The sequence below is a fragment of the Pseudomonas sp. CFII68 genome (assembly GCF_000416195.1).
Classification (GTDB): domain Bacteria; phylum Pseudomonadota; class Gammaproteobacteria; order Pseudomonadales; family Pseudomonadaceae; genus Aquipseudomonas; species Aquipseudomonas kilonensis.
The window spans coordinates 86,960-103,226 of sequence record NZ_ATLN01000125.1 but is presented as its reverse complement, the minus strand read 5'-3'; the positions used below and the strand labels follow the sequence as shown (position 1 = coordinate 103,226).

12 protein-coding genes are annotated in these 16,267 nt (G+C 61.8%); 9 read left to right on the top strand and 3 right to left on the bottom strand.

Features of this window, described 5'->3' with window-relative positions:
• The 3 genes from CFII68_RS02205 to CFII68_RS02215 are packed head-to-tail and all read left to right on the top strand — an operon-like array spanning window position 1 to window position 1,720.
• Window positions 1-891, top strand: a complete 891-nt coding sequence (locus CFII68_RS02205) for a U32 family peptidase (protein ID WP_018613448.1) — start codon at window positions 1-3, stop codon at window positions 889-891.
• A complete protein-coding gene (locus CFII68_RS02210) occupies window positions 885-1,355 on the top strand; it encodes an SCP2 domain-containing protein (protein ID WP_018613446.1) in 471 nt (156 codons plus the stop codon). The genes CFII68_RS02205 and CFII68_RS02210 overlap by 7 nt, the downstream gene beginning before the upstream one ends.
• Window positions 1,355-1,720, top strand: coding sequence for a putative zinc-binding protein (locus CFII68_RS02215; protein WP_018613444.1), 366 nt, complete (start codon window positions 1,355-1,357; stop codon window positions 1,718-1,720). Before CFII68_RS02210 ends, CFII68_RS02215 begins: the two co-directional genes overlap by 1 nt.
• 1,315 nt (window positions 1,721-3,035) lie before the next feature.
• Here the strand turns inward: CFII68_RS02215 and CFII68_RS02220 are convergent.
• The 3 genes from CFII68_RS02220 to CFII68_RS02230 form a co-directional block, all read right to left on the bottom strand.
• The gene (locus CFII68_RS02220) at window positions 3,036-3,713 is read right to left on the bottom strand and encodes a Crp/Fnr family transcriptional regulator (RefSeq protein ID WP_018613442.1); all 678 of its coding nucleotides are present in this window, start codon (window positions 3,711-3,713) and stop codon (window positions 3,036-3,038) included.
• A gap of 311 nt (window positions 3,714-4,024) precedes the next feature.
• Entirely contained in the window at window positions 4,025-4,672 is a 648-nt protein-coding gene (gene narL / locus CFII68_RS02225; protein ID WP_003202460.1) for a two-component system response regulator NarL, read from the bottom strand.
• Complete coding sequence (locus tag CFII68_RS02230) at window positions 4,669-6,468, bottom strand: HAMP domain-containing protein (protein ID WP_018613439.1); 1,800 nt, start codon at window positions 6,466-6,468, stop codon at window positions 4,669-4,671. The genes narL and CFII68_RS02230 overlap by 4 nt, the downstream gene beginning before the upstream one ends.
• 308 nt (window positions 6,469-6,776) lie before the next feature.
• Here CFII68_RS02230 and CFII68_RS02235 point away from each other — a divergent pair, with 308 nt between their 5' ends.
• From CFII68_RS02235 to narI, 6 genes are all read left to right on the top strand, one after another.
• Complete coding sequence (locus CFII68_RS02235) at window positions 6,777-8,078, top strand: nitrate/nitrite transporter (protein ID WP_018613437.1); 1,302 nt, start codon at window positions 6,777-6,779, stop codon at window positions 8,076-8,078.
• Window positions 8,056-9,453, top strand: coding sequence for a NarK family nitrate/nitrite MFS transporter (locus CFII68_RS02240; RefSeq protein ID WP_018613432.1), 1,398 nt, complete (start codon window positions 8,056-8,058; stop codon window positions 9,451-9,453). The genes CFII68_RS02235 and CFII68_RS02240 overlap by 23 nt, the downstream gene beginning before the upstream one ends.
• Window positions 9,454-9,517: 64 nt before the next feature.
• The gene (locus CFII68_RS02245) at window positions 9,518-13,291 is read left to right on the top strand and encodes a nitrate reductase subunit alpha (protein WP_018613430.1); all 3,774 of its coding nucleotides are present in this window, start codon (window positions 9,518-9,520) and stop codon (window positions 13,289-13,291) included.
• Between the two features lies 1 nt (window position 13,292).
• The gene (gene narH, locus CFII68_RS02250; protein ID WP_018613428.1) at window positions 13,293-14,831 is read left to right on the top strand and encodes a nitrate reductase subunit beta; all 1,539 of its coding nucleotides are present in this window, start codon (window positions 13,293-13,295) and stop codon (window positions 14,829-14,831) included.
• A 2-nt stretch (window positions 14,832-14,833) separates the two neighbouring features.
• Entirely contained in the window at window positions 14,834-15,589 is a 756-nt protein-coding gene (gene narJ / locus CFII68_RS02255) for a nitrate reductase molybdenum cofactor assembly chaperone (protein ID WP_014339180.1), read from the top strand.
• Window positions 15,582-16,262, top strand: a complete 681-nt coding sequence (narI, locus tag CFII68_RS02260) for a respiratory nitrate reductase subunit gamma (protein ID WP_018613426.1) — start codon at window positions 15,582-15,584, stop codon at window positions 16,260-16,262. Before narJ ends, narI begins: the two co-directional genes overlap by 8 nt.
• The last annotated feature ends 5 nt before the right edge of the window (window positions 16,263-16,267 follow it).

The following is a 16,267-nucleotide window of genomic DNA, read 5'->3' as shown; positions in this document are numbered from 1 at the left end:
ATGAAACTCAGCCTGGGACCGGTCCTGTTTTACTGGGACAAAGCGCAACTGGGGAATTTCTATGCCGAGATGTCGGCATTGCCGCTGGACGTGATTTACCTGGGGGAAACCGTGTGTTCGAAACGCCGGGCGTTCTCCCTGGATCAGTGGCTGGGCTTGGCGCGCGAGCTGCAAGCGTGCAGCCAGGCACAGATTGTGTTGTCGAGCCTGACGCTGATCGAGGCAGCCTCGGAGCTGTCCTCGCTGCGCCGCCTGTGTGACAACGGCCAGTTGTTGGTGGAAGCCAATGACATGGGCGCGGTGCAGTTCATGGCCGAACGCAAGCTGCCTTTCGTTGGCGGCCCGGCGCTGAACCTGTACAACGGCCACGCCCTGGGGCAATTGCTCGACAGCGGCATGATCCGTTGGGTGCCGCCGGTGGAGTGCTCGGCGGCGCTGATCGGCGATGTGCTGGAGCAGGTGCGGGACATGGACCACGAGGTGCCCGAGGTGGAGATCTTCGCCTACGGTCATCTGCCCTTGGCATACTCGGCGCGCTGCTTTACCGCTCGAGCCGAAAACCGCCCCAAGGACGACTGCCAGTTCTGCTGCATCAACTACCCCGACGGCCTGGCGCTGAGCAGTCAGGAAGGCCAACAGTTGTTCACCCTCAACGGCATCCAGACGATGTCCGGCGAGGTGACGAACCTGCTGGCCGACTACAACGCATTGATGGCCTGCGGCGCCGATGTGCTGCGCCTGAGTCCGCGTGCCCAGGGCATGGCCGAGGTGGTCACCGCCTTCGACAAAGTTCGCCAGGGCGAGGCACCACCGCTGTTCGTGGACGGTTGCAATGGTTACTGGCACGGCCATGCCGGCATGTTGAAGGTAGAGGAGGCGGGCCTGTGTTGAGTCCGAAGAAGTGGGTGCTCAAAGGCGCCGACCGCTTGCTGCCGTTGGTGGGCAAGGTGCCGTTCGTGGTGCAGCGACTGGCGTTGCAGCAGGCGCTCAATCGCTGCCTGGCCGAGCCGCTGCGCGATGGCGGGTTCGATGTGCTGCGTGGGCGCTGGTTGTGCCTGCGCGTGCCGGACTTGAAGTTGTGCTGGTACCTGACTTTGGCGCGGGACGGTTTGCGGATTGCCGAATGGGCCGAGGCCCAGGTCACCATCAGCGGCAACTGGCGCGAGTTTCTGTTGCTGGCCAGCCGTCAGGAGGATCCTGACACGTTGTTCTTCCGTCGCCGGTTGGTGATCGAGGGGGATACCGAGTTGGGGCTGGCGTTGAAGAACTTGATCGACAGTCTTGATCCGGACGTCCTGCCGCCTTGGCTCTGGCGCAATCTGGAGCGGGCGGGCAAGGGGTTGGCGACGGTCTGATGAAAGCCCCGAGTTTATTGCCTCTGGTGTATTCGTGTTCCGGTTGTTCCAACGTGGCGCAACTGGCCAACACCGTTGCCCTGCGCCTGGACCGTGCGGGTTTGGCGGAGATGTCTTGTATTGTCGGGGTGGGTGGGCATGTGGCGCCACTGGTTGACAAGGCGCGGTCGGGGCGGCGGATCATTGCCTTGGATGGTTGTCCGTTGCAGTGCGTTCAGGCGTGTCTGCGGCAGCATGATTTGGTGGCGGATGTGCATGTGATTCTGAACCAGCTGGGGTTGCGCAAGCGGTTTGGGGTGGATTGCGCTGAGCCCGAGATGGAGTTGGTATTTTCGCGGGTGGTGGGGTTGATTGATGTGGGTTAGGTTGGGTGAATATCCATTTCTTTGGTAATGGCGGCTTATGGTTCCGCTCTTACAGCGGCTCACTTTTGAGAAGCCCGGAAGCCGGCCCAGTCAAAAGTAAGCAAAACGCTCCTGCCCCACCACTCGGCACCTCGCTTAGGCTCGGTGTGCCCTCACTCCGGCATTGCTCCGTGGGCCCGCCGCGAAGGGCCATCCATGGCCCAGCGCGGCTATCCCGGCATCCATGCCGGGATACCCACTGCGCAATACCTGCGTTCAGCCATCGTGGTTAACGGGGCGTCCGAGATCAACGTCCATCGCGAGGCGGCCTTATAGCCGACCTGGTTCTTGGTGGAGACCGCGTTTCTCCTGTGGGAGCGAGCCTGCTCGCGAAGAGGCCAGCAAGTTCAACATCCATGTGACTGAACCACCGCAATCGCGAGCAGGCTCGCTCCCACACTGGATCTTCAGCAGCCCCAAAATCAATGTTCACCGCAAGTCCCCTGTGGGAGCGAGCCTGCTCGCGAAGAGGCCAGCAAGTTCAACATCCATGTGACTGAACCACCGCAATCGCGAGCAGGCTCGCTCCCACACTGGATCTTCAGCAGCCCCAAAATCAATGTTCACCGCAAGTCCCCTGTGGGAGCGAGCCTGCTCGCGAAGAGGCCAGCAAGTTCAACATCCATGTGACTGAACCACCGCAATCGCGAGCAGGCTCGCTCCCACACTGGATCTTCAGCAGCCCCAAAATCAATGTTCACCGCAAGTCCCCTGTGGGAGCGAGCCTGCTCGCGAAGAGGCCAGCAAGTTCAACATCCATGTGACTGAACCACCGCAATCGCGAGCAGGCTCGCTCCCACACTGGATCTTCAGCAGCCACAAAACCTATGTACGCCGCAGCCCTCTTGTGGGAGCGAGCTTGCTCGCGAATGCGGTCTCACAATCGACGCGGATGCTGAATGTGCCGGCTAAATAAACCATCCAAGACAGTTGCTCCCACAGGAGAAACGCGGTCTCACCCAGAGCCAGGTCGGCTATAAGGCCGCCTCGTGGTGGACGTTGATCTCGGCGCCCCGTTAACCACGATGGCCGAACGCAGGCATTGTGGAGTGGGCACCTCGGCATGGATGCCGAGGTAGCCGCGCTGGGCCATGGATGGCCCTTCGCGGCGGCCCACGGAGCAATGCCGGAGTGAGGGCATGCCGAGCCTAAGCGAGGCACCGAGTGGTGGGGCAGAAGCGCTTTGGTTACTTTCGCGCTTTTCGAAAGTGACCCGCTGTAAGAGCGGAACCATAATCAGCCGTTACCTAAATAACGGATATTCACACAAAGAAACCTACTGCTGATAAGCCTCCAACTCACCCTCGGACAAGATACGAATCTGACGCCGCTCCATGGCAATCAACCCCCCATCAACCAACCGATGAAGAATCCGAGAAAACGTCTCCGGCTGAATCCCCAACTTGGAAGCCACCAGCCGCTTCGACACCTGCAACACCACCTGACCATCCCGCGGATCCCGCTCCTGCAGCAGGAAATTGATCACCCGCCGACTGGCACTGGCCAAGGTCAAGTTATCGATATCCTTGAGCCGCTGATGCAAATGAATACTCATGCTCGCCAGGATCGCCAGGCAGACCTTGGGCTGGTCCTCCAGGGCCTTGCGGTAATGGGTACCCTCGATACTCACCAGCACGCTGTCCTTGATCGCCGACGCACTGACCGGATAGCAGCGGGCCTGGCTGAACAGCAAAGCCTCGGCGAAGGTCTGGCCGGGCTGGATGATTTCCACCAGGTTCTCCTGGCCTTCACCGGTCACCCGGAACAGCTTGATCTGGCCACTGACCAGCAAGAAAAACCGCTTGGCCGGATCGCCCTGGTGCATGAGCGTGCTGTTGCATTCCAGGCGTTTGAGGACAGCCAGGCTGCAGACATCTTCAAAGACCCGCTCCGGCAGTTGGCTGAACAGGTGATGACGACGCAACAGTAAAACGATGGAAGGGTGGGTCAGCATGGCGTACCTCCGCGTGCCGTCATGGTAGAGCCCAAATCGCCGCCGGCCTATGCCTCGGCAGGCCTACCTCGGAAGAGGGATGGGCTGCGCGATCAAGACACAAACCCTGTGGGGAACGAAATCCAGATCTGCTGCCAATCCCCTGTGGGAGCAAAATCCGGGTCTGCTGCCTATCCCCTGTGGGAGCAAAGCTTGCTCGCGATAGCGGTGGTTCAGCTTGCGCAGATGTTGAATGTACCGCCGCCATCGCGAGCAAGCTTTGCTCCCACAGAGGGTATGTTTCACTCCCACAGAGCGTGTGTTTTGCTGGGCTAGCCCGCCCCGCGCAAATGCTCCATCGCCCAAACCGCCGCTTCCACCCGCGAACGCAAGCCGAGCTTGTGCAGCAGGTTCTTCACATGCACCTTGACCGTGCCTTCGGTAATGCCCAGCTTGTGCCCGATGACTTTGTTGCTGTAGCCGCCGGCGATGGTCTTGAGGACCTGGCGTTCGCGTTCGGTCAGTTCCACATCGGCCTGGCGCGGTGGCGAGCGCAGCGCCTGGGCCATGACGCGGGTCAGGCCGGGGCTGATCACCAGGGCGCCGTTGAGGGCATCGCGGATGTACTGGATCAGCAGCTCCGGCTCCATGTCCTTGAGCAGGTAACCGTTGGCGTCCAGGCGCAGGGCATCGCGGATGTCGTCCTCGGCATCGGACACGGTGAACAGCAGCACCTTGCCGGTGTAGTGCATGGCGCGCAGCCGGCGCAGGGTCTCGATGCCGTTCATCTGCGGCATGTTGTTGTCCAGCAGCACCAGGTCGGGCTTGAGCGGTTCGATCAGAGTCAGGGCTTCTTCGCCGTGGCTGGCTTCGCCAACGATCTGCAAATCGTCTTCGAGCTCAAGCATCTGGCGGATCCCGCGACGCATCATCGGATGATCGTCGACCAGTAGCAGGGTGTGGCGCAGGGGGGCGTTCATGTTGCGAGGCCTTCGGTGTGTTGGCCCAGGAATTCCGGTTGGAAATGCACCTGGATACGGGTGCCCTGGGGTGTACGGGAGTGAATCTGCAGTTGGCCGTGCAGGCTGCGGGCCCGCTCGTTCATGATGTTCAGGCCATGGTGTTCGCGCTGGTCGACCTCGCCGCTGAAGCCGCGGCCATCGTCTTCGATCGACAGCTGCACGGTCTCGCCTTCCTGGCGCAGTTCGAGCCAGGCGTTTTCGGCGTGGGCGTGGCGCAGGCAGTTGGACAGGGCCTCGCGGGTGATCTGCAGGATGTGGATCTGCTCGCTGGCCGACAGCTCGAAGGCCAGGGTGTCGATGAACAGGTGCACCTGGAAATCCCCTCGGTTGGAGAACTCCTCGGCGGTGTCCTTTAGCTCTTCGACCAGGCCGTCATCGTGGATCTGCAAGCGGAAGGTGGTCAGCAACTCGCGCAACTGGCGATAAGCATTGTTGAGCCCTTCACGCAGTTCACCAGTGACGGTCTCCAGGGTCTGCACCGGTTCGCCGCGACGCATCAGGGTCTGCATGCGGCTGACTTGCAGCTTCATGTACGACAAGGCCTGGGCCAGGGAGTCGTGCAGCTCGCGGGCAATGATCGTGCGTTCATCGAGCAGCAGCAGGCGATGGTCCTGTTCGCGCTGGCGCTTGAGGGACAGCGACGTGCCGATCAGGTTGGCCAGGGCCTGGATCAACGCGGTTTCCCAGGGCTGCGCCGCATGGCCGTCGACAAAATGCGCCTTGAGTTCACCCAGCTCGTTGCCCTGGTTGCTGATGCTGAAGGCTTGCGGGCGCGCAGCGTTGTGTTTATGGCAACTGGCGCAATCGCTGCTGGCGCAGACCTGTCGGTTGGCGGCGCCATGCAGGGCCAGCAGGTGCCTGGCCGGTGACTGCAATTGCCCTTGCAGGCACAACGTCAGACGCAGGCCTGGCAGGCGCTGCTGGAAGCGTCGGATCAGTTCATCCAGCCCTTCGGCATTGGCCTGGCGTGTCGCCAGGCTGCGGCTGCTCTGGTACAGCAGCTCCAAGGCGGCGTTGGCCTGTTGCAGGTTCAGGGTCTTTTGCTGAACCTGGTTTTCCAGGGTGCGGTGTGATTGTTCGATGGTTTCGGCCATGGTGTTGAAACTGGTCGCCAACTGGCCCAGTTCATCTTCGGACTGGTGATTGACCCGCACCTGGAATTCGCCACGGCGAAAGCGCTGGGTGGCGTCCACCAACTCCTGCAAGGGCGTGACCACGCCGTACTGCAATTCATACAGGCCGATCAGCAGGATGATCATGGTGCTGAACAGCGCCATACCCTGGATCACTTGCTGCCAACCTTGCTTGTGCTCGCTCTGGCGTTGCAGCAGGGTGACGAACCGGTCCAACTGGTTGACGAAGGCATTGGCATTGGCCTGGAAAAACGCCGAGTCACCACGCTCGATGGCCGGGCGCAAGGTCTGGTTCCAGCGTTGCACAAGGTCGCGATAGCTCTTGTGCAGGGAGGTTTCCGGCCCATCTTCCAGCACGGCGCGCAGGGCAGGGCTGTCGAGGCGTTGTTGCAGGCTGGCGGTGATCGCCGGGATGTCGTCGTTGGCCCCCGCCGCCAGTTTCCAGCTCAGGTGGTAGGTCTCCATGCGCACGGAGCCGGCGGTGTTGATGGCCGCGGCGTCGCCCTGGCTGAACCAGGCGATCAACCCGGCACTCAAGGAACTGGCCAGGGCCAGGATGGCGATCAGGATCACCGCCAGCCCGGCGCGAGCGGGCAGGGAACTGCGCAGCCAACGCATCATCGACGCGGGCCTGCGAGGCAAAACGGTGAAGCGAGCATAGGGGGCGCCCTGGACCTGGGGGTGTAGCAGCCAATCCTGGGCGCACTACCTCTAAAGAGTTGTCGGCCGCTCCATTTCCATAAAAGCTTCGGCAGACTTGATCAAGGTATTGATAAATAAAGGGTTGTATCAATATCCGGGTCTACCTCCTTGGAGGTAGATGGGCCAAGCATAGGCCTGTACCGCCCCGGCGCACGTTGATCCAGGTCAAGTTTTCGCGGGGTTCGTATCACTAGGCTGCGCTCATCGAACTGACGGAGTGCATCGTGATGCGAGCGCAAGTGCAACAAGGGCTGGTACTAGGGATGAGTACCCTGGCCTTCACCGTGTGCTTCATGGTCTGGATGATGTTTGCTGTGCTGGGGGTTCCGATCAAGGAACTGCTGGCCCTCAATGAAACCCAGTTTGGCCTGCTGGCCGCCACGCCGGTGTTGACCGGTTCGCTGGTGCGCTTGCCCCTGGGGCTTCTGACCGACCGCTTTGGCGGACGGATCGTGTTCTTCCTGTTGATGCTGGCCTGCGTATTGCCGCTGTACATGATCACCCTCGCCACGGCCTTCTGGCAGTTCCTGGTGCTGGGCCTGTTCGTCGGCCTGGCCGGTGGCTCGTTCTCGGTGGGCATCGCCTACGTCGCCAAGTGGTTCGACAAGCAGAACCAGGGTTTTGCCATGGGCGTGTTCGGCGCCGGCAACGCCGGTGCGGCGGTGACCAAGTTCCTCGCTCCGGCGCTGATCGCGTTCGGCAGCTGGCACCTGGTGCCGAAAGTGTTCAGCGCCATCCTGTTCATCACCGCGCTGCTGTTCTGGTTTCTCACCACCGAGAAAAAGGAACACAGCGGCACTGGCGGTGCGACGTTGCGCGAGCAATTGCAAACGCTGAAAGAGCCAGCCGTGTGGCGCTACTGCCAGTACTACTCGATCGTCTTCGGCGGCTACGTGGCCTTGGCCTTGTGGATGACCAAGTACTACGTGCAGGAATATGGCTTCAGCCTGCAAAGCGCGGCGCTGCTGGCGGCGTGTTTCTCCCTGCCCGGTGGTGTGCTGCGGGCCGTCGGTGGCTGGATGTCCGACCGCTGGGGCGCCCAGAGCGTGACCTGGTGGGTGTTGTGGGTCAGCTGGATCTGCCTGTTCCTGCTCTCCTATCCCCAGACTCAACTGCAAGTGCAGACCGTCAACGGCATCGTCGATTTCCACATCGGCCTCAACGCCACGCTGTTCACCGTGCTGCTGTTCGTGATGGGCATCGCCTTCGCGTTCGGCAAGGCCTCGGTCTTCAAGTACATCGCCAACGACTACCCGAAAAACATGGGTGCAGTGTCCGGCATCGTCGGCCTGGCCGGCGGCCTGGGCGGGTTCGTGCTGCCGATCATGTTCGGCGCCCTGGTGGACCTCACCGGCGTGCGCTCGTCCTGCTTCATGTTGATGTACGGCGTGGTCTGGGTCTCCCTGGCCTGGATGTACTTCAGCGAAATACGCAAGCGCCCGCTGCTGGGTAAACAGCCGCCGGCCACTCAATCCCCGTTTTCCAGCATTGCCCAAGGAGAAGAACATGTCCGTTCTGCAAACGCCTGAAAAGGGCCCGGTCATTCATGACTGGCGCCCGGAAGACCCTGCTTTCTGGGGCAGTAGCGGCAAACTGACCGCCCGGCGCAACCTGTGGATTTCCATCCCGGCGCTGCTGTTGGCCTTCGCGGTGTGGATGGTCTGGAGCACGGTGATCGTGCGCCTGAACGCCATCGGCTTCAGCTTCAGCACCGACCAGCTGTTCTGGCTGGCGGCATTGCCGGGGCTGTCCGGCGCGACCTTGCGCATCTTCTACTCGTTCATGGTGCCGATCTTCGGCGGGCGCCGCTGGACCGCGCTGAGCACGGCGTCGTTGCTGATACCGGCTTTGTGGATGGGCTTCGCCGTGCAGGATTCGGCCACGCCCTACAGCGTGTTCGTGCTGATCGCATTGCTTTGCGGTTTTGGTGGCGGCAACTTCGCCTCGAGCATGTCCAACATCAGCTTCTTCTACCCCAAGTCCCAGCAGGGCACCGCCCTGGGCCTGAACGCCGGGCTGGGTAACCTGGGCGTGTCGGTGATGCAGTTCAGCGTGCCACTGGTGATTTCCTTCGGTGTGTTCGGCTTCATGGGCGGTCAACCGCAAGTCCTGGCCGACGGCAGCTCGCTGTGGTTGCAGAACGCCGGCTTCATCTGGGTGCCGTTCATCCTCGCCGTGACCCTGATTGCCTGGTTCGGCATGAACGACCTGTCCAGCGCCCGCGCTTCGTTCAGCGAGCAGGCGGTGATCTTCAAGCGCAAGCACAACTGGCTGATGTGCTGGCTGTACCTGGCCACCTTCGGTTCGTTCATCGGTTTCTCCGCGGCTTTCCCGCTGCTGATCAAGACCTCGTTCCCGGAAGTCATCGCCCTGAAGTTCGCCTTCCTCGGCCCGTTGGTGGGCGCGCTGGTACGGCCGCTGGGCGGCTGGCTGGCGGACAAGCTCGGTGGCGCGAAGGTCACCTTGTGGAACTTCGTGTTGATGATCGCGATGGTGTTCGGCGTCCTGCACTTTCTTCCGCAGAACGGCCAGGGCGGCAGCTTCTACGGCTTCCTGGGCATGTTCATGTTGCTGTTCATCACCACGGGTGTGGGCAACGGTTCGACCTTCCGCATGATCCCAGTGATCTTCCGCACCCTGCACGAGAAGTCCGCCCTGGGCAAAAAGCCCGAGCAACGCGAGTTGGCGCTCAAGAACGCCGGCAAGGAATCGGCCGCCGTGCTGGGTTTCAGCTCGGCCATGGGCGCCTTCGGAGCCTTCTTCATTCCCAAATCATTCGGCACTTCGATGGCCCTGACCGGCGGCCCGGAGATGGCCTTCTACATGTTCGTCGGCTTCTACCTGAGCTGCATCGTGGTGACCTGGTGGTGGTATGCCCGCAAGGGCGCCGCGACACCTTGCTAAGCCGAACCTAAACCTGCGTGGGCGGGGCGCAGACCCCGCGGAGCAAGCCTGAGAGGAACACACTGTGAGTCATTTACTGGATCAACTGCGGTTTTTCAACCGCAAGCAAGGCGAGTTTTCCGATGGTCACGGCGAGACCCGCAAGGAGTCCCGCGACTGGGAGAACGTCTACCGTTCGCGCTGGCAGTACGACAAGATCGTGCGGTCCACCCATGGGGTGAACTGCACCGGTTCGTGCTCGTGGAAAATCTACGTCAAGAACGGCCTGATCACCTGGGAAACCCAGCAGACCGACTATCCGCGTACCCGCAACGATCTGCCCAACCACGAACCACGTGGCTGCCCTCGCGGCGCGAGCTACAGCTGGTACATCTACAGCGCCAACCGGCTCAAGTACCCGAAAATCCGCAAGCCATTGCTCAAGCTGTGGCGCGAAGCCCGGCAGACCCTGCCGCCGGTGGAAGCCTGGGCCAGCATCGTCGAGGACAAGGCCAAGGCCGACTCCTATAAAAGCAAGCGCGGCATGGGCGGCTTCATCCGTTCCAACTGGGAAGAAGTCAACGAGATCATCGCCGCCGCCAACGTCTATACCGTCAAGGAACACGGCCCGGACCGGGTGGTGGGCTTCTCGCCGATCCCGGCCATGTCGATGGTCAGCTATGCCGCCGGCTCGCGTTACCTGTCGTTGATCGGTGGCGTGTGCCTGAGCTTCTACGACTGGTATTGCGACTTGCCGCCAGCGTCGCCGATGGTCTGGGGCGAGCAGACCGACGTGCCGGAATCGGCCGACTGGTACAACTCCAACTACATCATTGCCTGGGGCTCCAACGTCCCGCAGACCCGTACCCCTGACGCCCACTTCTTCACCGAGGTGCGCTACAAGGGCACCAAGACCGTGGCGATCACCCCGGACTATTCGGAAGTCGCCAAGCTCACCGACCTGTGGCTCAACCCCAAGCAGGGCACCGACGCCGCGTTGGCCCAAGCCTTCAACCATGTGATCTTCAAAGAATTCCACCTGGACAAGCCGAGCGCCTATTTCACCGAATACGCCAAGCGCTACACCGACCTGCCGGTGCTGGTGATGCTCAAACCGATGCTCGGCGCCGCGCCGGGTGCGGGTTACCAGCCGGACCGTTTCCTGCGGGCCAGTGACCTGACCGACAACCTCGGCCAGGACAACAACCCGGAATGGAAAACCATCGCCATGGATGCCGCCGGCGAACTGGTTTCGCCCCAAGGCTCCATCGGCTATCGCTGGGGTGAGAAGGGCAAGTGGAACATCCTGCCCCGTGAAGGCGGCGAGGGACGTGAGATCGACCTCAAGCTGAGCCTGATCGGCGGCGACGTCGCCGAGGTGGCGTTCCCGTACTTCGCCGGCGAAGCCCAGGAGTACTTCCAGCATGTGGCCGGTGATGCGGTGCAGTTCCGTCGGGTGCCGGTGCACAGCGTGGTGCTGGCCGATGGCAGCGTGGCGAAAGTCGCCACCGTATTCGACCTGTCGGCGGCCAACCTGGCGATCGACCGTGGCCTGGGCGGCGCCAACGTTGCCAAGGACTATAACGACGCCTCGGTGCCTGGCACCCCGGCCTGGCAGGAACAGATCACTGGCGTAAGCCGCGAGAAGGCGATCCAGATCGCCCGCGAGTTTGCCGACAACGCCGACAAGACCCGTGGACGCTCGATGATCATCGTCGGTGCGGCGATGAACCACTGGTACCACATGGACATGAACTACCGCGGGCTGATCAACATGCTCATGCTCTGCGGTTGCGTCGGCCAGACCGGCGGCGGCTGGGCCCACTATGTCGGCCAGGAAAAACTCCGTCCGCAATGCGGCTGGCTGCCCCTGGCCTTTGGCCTGGACTGGAACCGTCCGCCACGGCAAATGAACGGCACCAGCTTCTTCTATGGCCATAGTTCGCAATGGCGCCACGAGAAGATGAGCATGCACGATGTGCTCTCGCCCCTGGCCGACAAATCGCAATTCCCCGAGCACGCCCTGGACTACAACATCCGCGCCGAACGGGCCGGCTGGTTGCCGAGTGCACCGCAGCTCAACACCAACCCGCTGCACATCTGCCGCGACGCCGCCGCCGCGGGCATGGAACCCAAGGACTACGTGGTCAAGTCGCTGCAGGACGGATCCCTGCGTTTTGCCTGCGAGCAGCCGGACAGCCCGGTGAACTTCCCGCGCAACATGTTCATCTGGCGTTCCAACCTGCTGGGCTCCTCGGGCAAGGGCCACGAGTACATGCTCAAGTACCTGCTGGGCACCAAGAACGGCGTGATGAATGAAGACATCGGCCATGGCACCGAGTGCAAGCCCACCGAAGCCGAATGGGTCGACGAGGGCGCCATTGGCAAGCTCGACCTGGTGACCACCCTGGACTTCCGCATGTCCTCGACCTGCGTGTATTCCGACATCGTCTTGCCGACCGCCACCTGGTACGAAAAAGACGACATGAACACCTCGGACATGCACCCGTTCATTCACCCACTGTCGGCCGCCATCGATCCGGCCTGGGAATCGCGTTCGGACTGGGAAATCTACAAGGGCATCGCCAAGGCGTTTTCCGCCATGTCGGTCGGCCACCTAGGTGTCGAGAAAGACCTGGTCACCGTACCGCTGATGCACGACAGCGTCGGCGAACTGGCCCAGCCATTCGGCGGCACCGACTGGAAAAGCGCCGGTGTGGCACCGGTCCCGGGCAAGAACGCGCCGAACCTGCACGTGGTGGAACGCGACTACCCGAACATCTACAAGCAGTTCACCTCCCTGGGTCCGATGCTGGAAAAACTCGGCAACGGCGGCAAGGGCATCAACTGGAACACTGATACGGAAGTTAAATTCCTCGGCGAACTGAACCACAAGGAAGTCGAGGCGGGTATCAGCCAAGGGCGGCCAAAAATCGACAGCGCCATCGACGCTGCCGAAGTGATCCTGTCCCTGGCGCCGGAAACCAACGGCCATGTCGCACTGAAAGCCTGGGCGGCGCTGTCGGAATTCACCGGCATCGACCACAGCCACCTGGCCATCTCCAAGGAGCACGAGGCGATTCGCTTCCGTGACATCCAGGCCCAGCCACGCAAGATCATTTCCAGTCCGACCTGGTCTGGCCTGGAAGACGATCACGTGAGCTACAACGCCGGCTACACCAACGTCCACGAGTCGATCCCATGGCGCACCATCACCGGTCGCCAGCAGTTCTACCAGGATCACCCGTGGATGCAGGCGTTCGGCGAGCAGCTGATGAGCTACCGGCCACCGGTCAACACCCGCACCATCGCTGGCGTGAAGGGCAAACGCAGCAATGGCGAGACCGAGATCGTCCTGAACTGGATCACCCCGCACCAGAAGTGGGGCATCCACAGCACCTACAGCGACAACCTGCTGATGCTGACCTTGAGCCGTGGCGGACCGATTGTCTGGCTCTCGGAAATCGACGCCAAGCGCGCCGGTATCGAGGACAACGACTGGATCGAATGCTTCAACGTCAATGGCGCGCTGACCGCCCGAGCGGTGGTCAGCCAACGGGTCAAGGAAGGCATGGTGATGATGTATCACGCCCAGGAACGGATCGTGAACGTGCCGGGTTCGGAAACCACCAAGACCCGTGGCGGCCACCACAACTCGGTGACCCGCGTGGTGCTCAAGCCCACCCACATGATTGGCGGTTACGCCCAACAGGCCTACGGCTTCAACTATTACGGCACGGTCGGTTGCAACCGCGACGAATTCGTCGTGGTGCGCAAGATGGTCAAGGTCGATTGGCTCGATGGTTCCAGTGGCGATGATTTGCCGCGTCCACTGCCGACTGATATCGAGGAGAACTGAGATGAAGATTCGCTCACAAATCGGCATGGTCCTGAACCTGGACAAATGCATCGGCTGCCACACCTGCTCGATTACCTGCAAGAACGTCTGGACCAGCCGCGAGGGCATGGAATACGCCTGGTTCAACAACGTCGAATCCAAGCCTGGCATCGGCTATCCCAAGGAGTGGGAAAACCAGGACAAGTGGAAAGGCGGCTGGATCCGCAACGCTGACGGTTCGATCAACCCGCGCATCGGCGGCAAATTCCGCGTGCTGGCGAACATCTTCGCCAACCCGGACCTGCCGAGCCTGGACGATTACTACGAGCCGTTCGACTTCGACTACCAGCACCTGCACACCGCACCGCTGGGTGAGCACCAGCCCACCGCGCGACCTCGCTCGGTGGTGTCCGGCAAGCGCATGGAGAAAATCGAATGGGGCCCGAACTGGGAGGAAATCCTCGGCACTGAATTCGCCAAGCGACGCAAGGACAAGAACTTCGACAAGATCCAGGCGGACATCTACGGCGAGTACGAAAACACCTTCATGATGTACCTGCCGCGCCTGTGCGAGCACTGCCTGAACCCGACGTGCGCGGCGTCGTGCCCGAGCGGTGCGATCTACAAGCGCGAGGAGGACGGCATCGTCCTGATCGACCAGGAGAAATGCCGTGGCTGGCGCATGTGCATCAGCGGCTGCCCGTACAAGAAGATCTACTTTAACTGGAAGAGCGGCAAATCGGAAAAATGCATCTTCTGCTACCCACGCATCGAAGCCGGGATGCCGACCGTCTGCGCTGAAACCTGCGTTGGACGTATCCGTTACCTCGGTGTGCTGCTGTATGACGCCGATCGCATCAGCGAAGTGGCCAGCACCGCCAATGAGCAGGACCTGTACGAGAAACAACTGGAGATCTTCCTCGACCCGAACGACCCGGCGGTGATTCGCCAGGCCCTGGCCGATGGTGTACCGCAGTCGGTGATCGACTCGGCGCAACGCTCGCCGGTCTACAAAATGGCCGTGGACTGGAAACTCGCACTGCCGCTGCACCCGGAATACCGCACCTTGCCAATGGTCTGGTACGTGCCGCCACTGTCGCCGATCCAGAACGCTGCCACGGCCGGCACCGTGGGCATGAACGGGGTGATCCCGGACGTCGACAGCCTGCGTATCCCGCTGCGCTACCTGGCGAACATGCTCACCGCCGGCGATGAAAAGCCGGTCAAGCTTGCGCTCAAACGCTTGCTGGCGATGCGTGCCTACAAACGCTCCGAGCAGGTCGACGGCGTGCAGGACCTGCAAGTGCTGGCCGACGTCGGCTTGAGCGTGAACCAGGTGGAAGAGATGTACCGCTACCTGGCCATCGCCAACTACGAAGACCGCTTCGTCGTGCCAAGCGCCCACCGCGAAGACGCCATGAGCGACGCGTTCGCCGAGCGCTCCGGTTGCGGCTTCAGCTTTGGCAGTGGTTGCAGTGGCAGTTCCGACACCAACATGTTCGGTGGCAAGAAGGCCAACCGCCGCGACGTGATCAAAACCGTGCAGTTGTGGGAGGAATGAGCATGCGCATTCTCAAAGTGATTTCGTTGCTGCTCGACTACCCGACCGAGACCCTGGTGGCCGGTCGTGACGAGCTGGAACAGGCCATTCTCCAGGCGCGGGAAATCAGTCCCGCCCAGCGCTCCGGGTTGTTCGAGTTGCTGGAGGTGATCTGCGGCAAGGACCTGATGGATGGCCAGGAGCACTACGGTGCGCTGTTCGGTCGCGGTCGTTCGCTGTCACTGCTGTTGTTCGAGCATGTCCATGGCGAATCCCGTGACCGCGGCCAGGCGATGGTCGACATGATGGCCCAGTACGAAGAGGCCGGTTTCGCCATCGGCGTCAAGGAGCTGCCTGACTACATCCCGTTGTACCTGGAGTTTCTTTCCACCCGCGAAGACATCGAGGCCCGCGAGGGCCTGGCCGATGTAGCCCACCTGCTGGCCTTGCTCGCGGCGCGCCTGGAAGAGCGTGAAAGCGCCTACGCCAGTTGCTTCCGGGCTCTGCTGCAGATATCCGGCGCTGAACCCCAGGTGGCGGTGGCCGAGATGCTTGAACAAGTAAAGGCCGAGCCACGGGATGACTCCCTCGAAGCCCTGGACAGGGTCTGGGAAGAAGAGGCGGTCGATTTCATGAAGGCCGAGCAGCAAGACCGTTGCAGCTCGATGCCAAGCGCGCCGGGCAAGGCGCGGGACGAAAGTGCGGTGCCGCTGCACTGGGTGGATTTTCAGCATGAAGGGCGGGCCGCAGCGCCAGCCGGGGAGGTGGGCAATGTCTAAATGGGATCTGTTGTTGTTCGGGGTCTACCCCTATGTCGCCCTGGCGATTTGCCTGATCGGTAGCTGGGCGCGGTTCGACCTGTCCCAGTACACCTGGAAGGCCGGTTCCAGCCAGATGCTCAACAAGCGCGGCATGCGTGTGGCCAGCAACCTGTTTCACATCGGCGTGCTGTTCGTGCTGGCCGGGCACTTCGTCGGCCTGCTGACGCCCGCGGCGATCTACCACCATGTGCTGAGCACCGAGAACAAGCAGTTGCTGGCGATGGTCTCCGGCGGTTTCTTCGGCGTGCTGGGCCTGATCGGCCTGGTGATGCTGCTCAACCGTCGCCTGACCGACCCACGGGTTCGCGCCACGTCCAGTGCCTCGGACATCCTCGTGCTGGTGGTGCTGCTGGTGCAACTGGTGTTGGGGCTGATGACCATCGTCGCGTCGACCGCCCATATGGACGGCTCGGTGATGGTGATGCTGGCCGACTGGGCCCAGAACACCGTGCTGTTGCGTCCGGTGGAAGCCGCTACCGCGATAGCACCGGTGGGCCTGGTCTACAAGCTCCACGTGGTGCTGGGCCTGACCTTGTTCGTGTTGTTCCCGTTCACCCGTCTGGTCCACATCGTCAGTGCGCCGGTCTGGTACCTGGGGCGTCGTTATCAAATCGTTCGGCAGAAGTTTTGAGGAGA

What these genes read in the sequence shown, in the direction of transcription:
- CFII68_RS02205 (WP_018613448.1), top strand. Translation starts at nt 1, where the DNA reads ATGAAACTCAGCCTGGGACCGGTCCTGTTTTACTGGGACAAAGCGCAA.
- CFII68_RS02215 (WP_018613444.1), top strand. Translation starts at nt 1,355, where the DNA reads ATGAAAGCCCCGAGTTTATTGCCTCTGGTGTATTCGTGTTCCGGTTGT.
- CFII68_RS02220 (WP_018613442.1), bottom strand. Translation starts at nt 3,713, where the DNA reads ATGCTGACCCACCCTTCCATCGTTTTACTGTTGCGTCGTCATCACCTG.
- narL (WP_003202460.1), bottom strand. Translation starts at nt 4,672, where the DNA reads ATGAACGCCCCCCTGCGCCACACCCTGCTACTGGTCGACGATCATCCG.
- CFII68_RS02230 (WP_018613439.1), bottom strand. Translation starts at nt 6,468, where the DNA reads ATGATGCGTTGGCTGCGCAGTTCCCTGCCCGCTCGCGCCGGGCTGGCG.
- CFII68_RS02235 (WP_018613437.1), top strand. Translation starts at nt 6,777, where the DNA reads ATGCGAGCGCAAGTGCAACAAGGGCTGGTACTAGGGATGAGTACCCTG.
- CFII68_RS02240 (WP_018613432.1), top strand. Translation starts at nt 8,056, where the DNA reads ATGTCCGTTCTGCAAACGCCTGAAAAGGGCCCGGTCATTCATGACTGG.
- narH (WP_018613428.1), top strand. Translation starts at nt 13,293, where the DNA reads ATGAAGATTCGCTCACAAATCGGCATGGTCCTGAACCTGGACAAATGC.
- narJ (WP_014339180.1), top strand. Translation starts at nt 14,834, where the DNA reads ATGCGCATTCTCAAAGTGATTTCGTTGCTGCTCGACTACCCGACCGAG.
- narI (WP_018613426.1), top strand. Translation starts at nt 15,582, where the DNA reads ATGTCTAAATGGGATCTGTTGTTGTTCGGGGTCTACCCCTATGTCGCC.